The organism is Flavobacteriales bacterium (genome assembly GCA_013214975.1).
In the GTDB taxonomy this organism is placed as follows: domain Bacteria; phylum Bacteroidota; class Bacteroidia; order DT-38; family DT-38; genus DT-38.
In genome coordinates this window covers 1-9,265 of sequence record JABSPR010000428.1, presented here as the reverse complement: position 1 = coordinate 9,265, position 9,265 = coordinate 1, and the positions used below count along the sequence as shown (strand labels likewise).

The window sequence follows — 9,265 nt, the reverse complement described above, 5'->3', positions numbered from 1 at the left end:
TTTGTAGGATAGGTGGATAGCTTTCCTATTTCATTATAGAACTCTTCTGTACTAGGAAGACTAGCTTCGAAAAGCTTTTGATCTATACTCAATGTATTATCTATTGGAGACTGTTGCGCCTTGATTGCATATTCTATTTCTTCAGTATAAACATCTTCTGCTGTTTTCTGAGCTTCAATAGCTTCTTGTTCTAACTTGTACGCTTTTCGCACAGCATTAAGCTTATATACATCATCTGTTAACAAAGGCAGGCCTTTTCTAATCTCATTTGCTTCATCTATTTTCTCCATCGCCTCTACCAATAATGAACGAACTAATTTGTCTGTTCCACGAGAGCCTAACAATTCAGCCTCCTTTATAAGACCACCAATTTCTTCATCATTTTCTGCGTAGATTTCCTTGTTTTCCTGTGCATAAAGTGTTGCAGCTTCAATTTGTTTTTCAACTGCTTTCCTTTTCATCTCTTCAGACCTTACCATAAAATCGGAAGTCGTCTCTTTTGTAGGCTGAATTAACTCTGCATATTTTATCGCTTGTTCTTGTAAATTATTCGCCTCTTGAATTAACTTATTGGCTTCAACATTGTTCTCATTAAAGTTCATCTCATTAATTTGAGCTTGTTCCATTTTCAGTGATTGGACTTGCTTTTCTTTCAATAGCTGATTAACTCCAACTATTTTTTGAATGATGGCTTCCTTTTCTTCTTTGCTATTCGAAGCCTTTAATTGCTCAAACAAATCATTAGACTCTTTCTTTAACTCTCCTTTCCATTCGTCTAATAACTTAGCTTGTTTAAAACCGTTCTCGAAATTATTATTTCCAGATTCTATACTGTCCATTCTTTCTTCATAGGTGCCAGTAAATGCTAACTCCTTTTCGAAACCAGAAAGCTCAGTATTATCTAATTCGGGTTGTTGATAAGAGTTCCCATTAGTATTTGAAAGTGCCAATGCATCTTCTGCCATACCTCTTTTCTGCACTGCTAAATCATGCAATGCACGGGCTTGCATTTGCAAGCCTTCCTTTTGTTGACCAGCAGCTGCATCCTCGATTTTATCTTTTAGAGCTTCCGACTCTAATTCTAGCTCACCAGCCCATTCATTATATATTTCCGCTTCAGCAAATCCTTTTGCTATTAAATCCTTTTCTTTCCCAGATTCTTTAATCTTTTCTTCAAAATCTAAAGTTGTACCTAAACTGTTTTCAAATTCATTTAATTGTTGATCCGTCATTTGCGCACCAAAACTTTCCTCTTTAACAAGTTCAATTTCACCTTCAGGAACTTCTTGATGCGTTAACTGCTCTTCTGTAACTCCTAAATCAACCAGTTCATCTTTAAGCGCACCTTGTCTTTCTTGATTTTCTTCTATCGCTTTTTGAAGGAGTGACATTTCAATTTTAGCGATCAGATTTTCATCCTTAGGAACTGGAGTTATTTCAATATCATTGATCAAATCGCTAATCATGGCAACTTGCTTTACAAGACCATTATACTCTGTGTCGTACCTTTGAGCTTCATTCTCCGTTTTTGCCAACAGCTCACCCAATTCATGACGTTCGGCCTTCTTACGATCTATTTCCTCTTGAATTTCTGCCTTCTTGCCTTTTTTAGTTTCTCTTTCAAGTGTCCCATCTAGAGAAACAAGTTTCCGTCCGGCTATTTCATAAAGGTTTCTTAAACTATCTAATCTTTCAAAAGCAGTTCTTGTTAATCCTTTAATATCCTTCGACCATTCTTTCTTTATTCTTTCATAATTCTCAAGACCATGTCTCTTCTTGCTGCTTTTTATCATAGACTCTGCCATCGGCACCCCTTGTAAAACTGTATCTAGATATGCCTCTTTATCTCTTGGATCCTCAGACAAGCTAAACTTATCCATGTAATTCAAAATATTATTAGCTTGATCAGTAAGTGCCTCCTGTCCATGCTTCAACTCCTGCGCAATATTATAAGCAAGCTCGGCTTCACGCATTAGTTTATTAGATTGATGCTTTATATCAATTGCCCTTGCAAGCACTTGAGCTTTATCATAATCGGAATCAATTGTGGTAGAGAACTCCATTACTTCATTCGCCTCATCCATCTTTATTTTTGCTAATTCTGTCTTGTCCTTAACAAGTAGCAACGTTCTATTCATTTCATCTTCCAACTCACTAACCCGAGTATATATCTGAGCAACATTCTCATCAACGACTGCTTTTGTATCATCTTTAGTGACTAAACTAGATTCTTGAACATTCCCTTCTGCCATCATGCGCGCGTTGGAAATAGAATCCATATATAGTGCAAAATCTAGGATAGATACATTTTCAGGTGTAACGGTTAAATTTCCAATGGACTGGATATAGCTTACATCAAAATTGGGGTAATCAAAATTCGGATCATAAACGGGATCTGGCTTATTGTACACTTCAGGAAAACTACTTGCAACAGTGAGGTTGCCTTTAATATGAATTAATTGCTGAGGTATTAATTGCCCAACCTTTTCTAATTTAGGCACTGAAACATCAAACATCTGGATGTCATCCATTCCATCAACTGTTACCTCGTATCTGTATTCACCTCCCTTGGGAACAACAATTAAATAATTGTCTTTAGATCTATTTACCTGAAATACACCAAGCTGTGTTTCATCCGCCTTATCATAAACATCAATCGTAATTGCTGCATCTGCCGTAAGGCTATCTGTTAAAAAAGTTCCTTTAATTATTACATGCCTTCCACTCTTGATTTTTATAACATGAATTTTCGTGTGCGACTCCCCTCTTTGAGATGAAAAATATGCATAGTCATCATTCAAATCCGAGATATACAATACATCATCAAATGGTGTATTAATTGGGAACATTAAATTCTTAGGCTTAGACCATGATTTTGTGCTCTTATCATAAACTGTTTTAAACACATCATAACCTCCCATACTATTATGCCCTTTAGAACAGAAGTAGAGTGTTTGGTTATTAGGATTGTAATAAGGGAATTCCTCGTCATACTTAGTATTGATTACTGGTCCAGCATTTTTAGCCTCGAACGAGGTTCCTTTCCTAAAATAATATATATCCTTATTATCTCCCGCATCCCCATAACTTGTGAAGAAAACCTTTGTTAGTCCACTCGTATTTACTATAAGTGAATTCTCCTCTTTTGATATGTCATTTTTAGTTTTCTTCTCGTCATCCTTGACAATAATTTTCGACGAAAATTCTTCAAGATCATAAGATCTAAAGTAGTTCTCAAGATCCATTACCTCATTCTCCTTTACTGTAAAGAATTCATTTACAGCCTCACCAGAGCCTGTTCCGTATACCATTACATCACCTTGACTGTACATCAACGCAATACCACTTCGACACATATTCAAGAACTGCCCAACCTTTAGTTGCTCAATTTCCTTAACCCCCGATAATTCAATGTATTTGTTGTAAGATTTAATCGCATCGTTAAATCTATAATTTAGATGATATGCTCTAGCCAAGAAAAAATGAACTTCTTTTTTCATTCCTTTCTTTTGCGCTGCATATTCTAGCATTTGCACAGAACGTTCTGGCATTACATGTAACATGCAAATACCTAACTTGTAATCGTAAAGTGGTTCGCTTGGATTAACACTTTTTAATTGAGAAAACAAAGGCATAGCTGTCTCGTAATCCCCTTTGGAGAAGAGCTTGTTGGTAGCTTTAATTAGTTCTTTTTCCGATTTATACTCTTTATCCTGGGAGATTCCCGTCAAAGGAGCTAGACTGGCTAGAAGAAGAACAATTAGTATATATTTCCAGCTTTGTTTCACAGGCCTAATTTAGCAACATTGGTTACTAAATTTAAATATGCTAATAAATCAATTTGTATATGTAAAAATACGCTTTTTGTTCTCGAATAAATAGTTAGAAATCACCGCGTTTCCTAAAAACGTAAATGAACTACTTATTGTCATTTTTGCCTCGATCAAAAGCAACTTTAGATTCTTTCCTGTTAATTAATCTTTTTATGTTTTTATGATGAGTCAAAATCACCAGAACCGGGACCAATACCGAGAATATCATCAAAGATGGAATTGTTTCTTTAAAAACCAGAATCACACTTATTGGAAAAAACAAGGTTGCCATGATTGAACTCAAAGACACATACTTGGTTGAAATAAGAACCATAATAAATACAAGTAAGGAGATTACCGCAGCTGCCGGATGAATTGCTATTACTAAACCTAATAACGTGGCTATTCCTTTACCCCCTCTAAACCCAACATAAATTGGAAATATATGCCCAATTAGAGCAACCAAACCTAATAACAACTGGAAGTTAACCAACTGTTCAGGTTGCGACATATCAAAAACGAAAACACCCAGCTTAACGGCCATCCATCCCTTGAATACATCTACAAAGAGTACCGGTATCCCTATATTTTTCCCTAATACACGAAAGGTATTTGTTGCCCCACTATTACCACTACCGTACTCACGTACATCTACGCCATATCTAATTTTACCCAGCCATACAGATGTTGGTATAGACCCAAGAAGGTATGCAAATAACAGAAACCAGAAATTGATTGCTTGATCCATCAGATACAAATATAATCAATTAGAAATTTTCGATAAACGTATTCTTTAATCGTTCTGAACAAATCGTGAACGAATATGGCTCTTCTTTACGTTTCGTTTTAAGCTTTCTATCTTCCGCCTTCATTTCTTTAATTACAGTATTGTACTCTTTATTGGTTGATACTGTTTGCAATAGGCCATTTCGATAGAAAAAGTAATACCAAGAACCATCGCTTAGTTCAATATATAGATGCATTCGATCTTTCCCTCCCTTCCTTTTTTCAAATTCAACTTTTCCGTTTACCATTCTGTTAATTTGTTTTTTATAGACGTTACCCACACCAATCTGACCAACAGACTTATAGGTATGTGTTTTGTCGTCCCATATCATCTTAACATCACTTAATACCATAGGATGATTAAACACGTCGGGAACTCTTTTAAACATTCCATCTAAACTTACCTGACCAATTAATTTATCACCAGCTTGTTTTCCATTAAATTCTCGTAATGCCTTTTCGTAAGTTTTTCTTTCAAAATTCACTAAGTTCAATCCTTCGTCTTCAATAAGGTCACCCGACAGAAGCTTCAAAGCGTTATCACTAAACATAAATTTAAAAACCATCATTAGATCAAGCTTAATCTCATCTGTTTCTAAATTATGTGTTGAGTTACCCGCTACTCCAACTTTCAGCTCACCTAAATCAACTCCTAGATTAAGTTTTCCTTCATGGTAGACATAACATTTATTATTTTTCAAACTAACCCAGTTTCCTGGTGTAGAGGGGAAATTTAATTTCTCTTGCGAAGATATACGGTACTCTCTTGAACTCTTATCGAAAAACAAAAACCCATCCGACGAGATCACACTAATGTCGTCCTTTTTGTATGGCCTAGACAAAAAGGATGAATATGCAAAAGTTGAATCTCTAGTAAGGTTAAGTCCTACAGACAGGGCTTTACCTCCACTATCTACAGGAGAACTTGATATAGGTATATAAATTTTCTTGGGATCTATTTCAGATCTAAAGTCGATCCATGTCTGACTTAGAGAATCACATTCACTAAACAACTTAAAGCTACCATTAAAATAAAGCGACCTATCATTAGCTTCTAGATTTACCATTCCATGATATCCAAACGCAGGACTAAGGGTAAACTCTGCGGTATCTTTAATCTCACCTTCAGCATACGTTTGTTTCGTACTATCCTGTCTAATATTATGAAAATAGATTCTTTGCTTGTTTTTAGTTTTGTCTATATAATCATAGAATCCATCACCTTTGAAGTTCTTTCTTCCCATAATATCGATGTTCGTTTTATAAAAATTATGATACTTCGTTACCGTATTTGTAAGAACACTTGAGTTTTTTAATGTTTCCATTTTTGCTCTTGGGAAAACATTAACTCTACCACTATCCGGAAACACTCTTGAGTCGGCTGCATCCACGTGTGGCACCTCGGATGCCTTGATAATGAAATCTTTCATGCTATACTTAGCGAAAGGAGCATCAAACTTCAAAGAATCCTGTTCGGGATGAACGGATACAAATGCAGGCTGTTCAAAAGCCAAATCCTTCGATTTCATGTCATCTTTTGCGAGTTCAAGTTCTTGTCGATCCATAAACCAAACAAATCTATCCATGAAACATTTGTATTGATTAATAGGGAAATCAAAGTATGTACCGTATCCGTTTGAGAGAAAACGGGCTTCCATGGTTTCGAAATTAATATCGGCGCTAACATTTTTACTAAAAAATGAAAAATCCTCTAAATCAGAAAAATCTTTTGCAGATAAGGAGAAATCACAAGTATCTGCCTGTATTTCATGATGTTTAAACACAAACCTATTGGAAACAATAACACATGTAAAAAAGTCAATTTTACCGTTACCAAACAACTCTTGCCTGTTTAAGGTAAAAGTTCCATCAAACTTCACCTCTTTAAACATATTAATCTTTTCTTTCTTCTTCGTAACCGACATAAAATCCGCTACTGGCTCATAGCGCAAGTAAATGTCCGTTGCTTCAACGTTGGGATATTGGGGCTCACCAGCCATTTCATTGTTTTTAAAACTAGTTGTAGAATGCGCAACAGTTGAATCCGGCATAATAATGAACTCCTGTGAAACGGTAGTCGATTCTATATATTTCAAGTTACCATCACATGTTAGCCCCTTGTTACTCATTCTTATTCGACCAGTAGTGTTTGCCTTCCCATCATACAAAGGCAAACCTTCTTCGGGTGTATCTGTTATTAAACCTAAAGAATAATCAGGCATTAATACCAAATTCTGTTTTATGTCAGGTAATACACCTTTCGAAACAAAGGTTCCTTTAAGAGATAAATTCTCTGTTTTAAAATCATTCAAGCTATCAATTGAAAACGTATCTAGTTCAAAATAAAACTTGTCTCGTGTATAAACACCTCTTTGGATTTTCTTTTTGTCATAATATGTATAAGAATTCTTACTACTTATAAATATGGGATACTGACCAAGCGTATCTATCCTCCCCGATTTATTATCATGCCGGTCAATTAAGAGCTCTCCACTCATATCGGAAATTACTGTCCTAACTTTTACCAATGGTTTTTTTCCTTTCTTGTTTTGCTTAAAGCTTGGTACTCTCAGAACAAGAGAATCAATTATTGGCATTTCCAATTTGAATTCATCATATATAAATGAATAGGTTTTTCCAAAATAATCGAATCGAGGTAATCTAACTAATCCTGCAAAATCAAAGTCTCTATTCTGGTGCATCGTTATTTTCTTTCCTCTTGGGAAAATCAATACACTCTGGGAATCACTCAATGCTATTGGCATTACCCCATTTAAATTAAGGTCGAAATTTAACAAATTGATACTTGCATTATTCTTACCCTTTATTACTGAGCCTATTTGCATCACATCAAAATCTATCTTCCCTGCTCTTGCATGCACATAATCAGTTACTTTTTGCTTTACGTATAAGTAATCTCTTTTGGTATCGAATTGCACGAACCCTTGAAACGAGAGATTCATGAGCTGAGCTCTAACTTCTGTTCGATCCATTCTAAGAAAATCTACATAATTCTGAACGGGAAAATCCGTAACACCTTCTTTCTGGCAAAATTTCATAAGACGATACAATGGATTCACATCCTGAATACCTTGTATTTTATAGTATATCGACTCTTTGTAGTAATTGGCCGATTCAAATTTCGCGGGGAATGTGGTGGCCGATTCTAGCATATTAAAGTCAATTTTCGGCTCATCTAAATGCCAAAAAACGTTGTCGCAATGTATATCCAACTTATGAAAGGAATCATAAAAAGGCGTTCGTGAAATCCCTTCTAATGATCTATACAATGTTACTTTATTATCCTTTTTAAGGTATTTAAAAGTTAGTCCAGGATGATATATGGAGTCATTCCCATGATAAAAAGAGATTGAAGCCAAGTTAGATGTAAGTTTATCTTGTCGAATAATAAATGCCTTAGCAGCCACCTTCAGGAAAAGCTCATCTTCTCTACTAAATAATATTAGTGCATCCTCCTTTTTAGACCCAGATCCAATAAATTTTGAGCCGTGCATTGAAAAACCACCATCATAATCTATATCGCCAATTATATTATCGATTTTCAAACGTTTACTAAACGAATCAAATTTGGGATAAACCGCTCTCTCTGTTGTTATATTAGGTAATATTTTCTCTACAAAACTTCCCAATAGAGGTTCATCAAAATACTTCTTATGGAAAAATGCAATCGTATCTATCTCATATTTAGGAGTCTTTACTCGAATATATAGCCATACACCTATCCATAAACTCTCTCTGGGTCGAATCCACCACGATACCATTTAATTTCTCCACCTCTTCCAACAAACTGACCCTTTAAAGGATAATATATCCCATCGGTATTGTATATCACACTACTATCGCCCTTCGAATAACAGATCAATTTCAAAGTATCAAAAACAATACTAGGCTCATCAATCATCTCATAATGGAAGTTCTTTGGAAACGCCTTCCAATGAATAAATTTCGATTGATATATCGTATTATCTTTTATAATACTTGCTCCAATCTTAAGCATAGTAGCACCTCGGTATTTATTATGCTTCTTTGTTAGAAGCTCTTCCATAATAAGGTGCCATTGCCCAAAATCATCAATACCTCCGCTATAATTAGATAAGTAATGCCTCGTAATTATTAAATAATTCTCGATATCCGGAAATGCTTTCATCCTCTTTTTAAGCATTTTATCGGATGTAACGAATATTTTCTTTCTCCACTCAGGCGTTATTTGTGGTGAATTCCAGAAAAGCAGATAATCTTTTTCAAATTCCTTAGCTCTCTTTTTATCAATCATTTCCATCAAGCCCATGAGCTCTTCAAAATATTTTCCTTGCGTATGGGTGAAGTTTCTCAGCGTTTTTCCCTGAATCTGACCTTGTACATTTAAAGCACCCAGAAAAAAAGATAGCAGAATTGCTAAATAGAATACGTAGTAATGTTTCTTCATAAGTACAAGGAGGAATCTATATCCTCGCAATCAATCCATTTAAGGATTACACAGAACAACTTTCAATTATCCCCATGAAATCTTCGCTTTGTAACGATGCCCCTCCTATAAGGCCACCATCAATGTCTAATTTCGCAAAAAGCTCGCCAGAGTTAGATGGTTTACAGCTGCCTCCATATAATATCGAAAGATTACTCGCAAAATCAACTCCATATTTAGA

At 35.3% G+C, this 9,265-nt stretch carries 5 protein-coding genes; all 5 read right to left on the bottom strand.

The features are described 5' to 3' along the window. On the bottom strand, window positions 1-3,788 hold a 3,788-nt coding region (locus HRT72_13315; GenBank protein ID NQY68687.1), incomplete at its 3' end, for a hypothetical protein. A gap of 130 nt (window positions 3,789-3,918) precedes the next feature. Further along, window positions 3,919-4,560: a glycerol-3-phosphate 1-O-acyltransferase PlsY gene (gene plsY / locus HRT72_13310; GenBank protein ID NQY68686.1), complete on the bottom strand. Its 642-nt coding sequence runs from the start codon at window positions 4,558-4,560 to the stop codon at window positions 3,919-3,921. A gap of 19 nt (window positions 4,561-4,579) precedes the next feature. Next, window positions 4,580-8,380 (bottom strand): hypothetical protein, encoded by a 3,801-nt coding sequence (locus HRT72_13305; protein NQY68685.1) that lies wholly within the window; start codon window positions 8,378-8,380, stop codon window positions 4,580-4,582. Beyond that, window positions 8,338-9,045: a hypothetical protein gene (locus tag HRT72_13300; GenBank protein ID NQY68684.1), complete on the bottom strand. Its 708-nt coding sequence runs from the start codon at window positions 9,043-9,045 to the stop codon at window positions 8,338-8,340. The genes HRT72_13305 and HRT72_13300 overlap by 43 nt, the downstream gene beginning before the upstream one ends. 46 nt (window positions 9,046-9,091) lie before the next feature. After that, window positions 9,092-9,265, bottom strand: a 174-nt coding sequence (locus HRT72_13295; GenBank protein NQY68683.1) for a triose-phosphate isomerase, incomplete at its 5' end; no start/stop codon positions are given.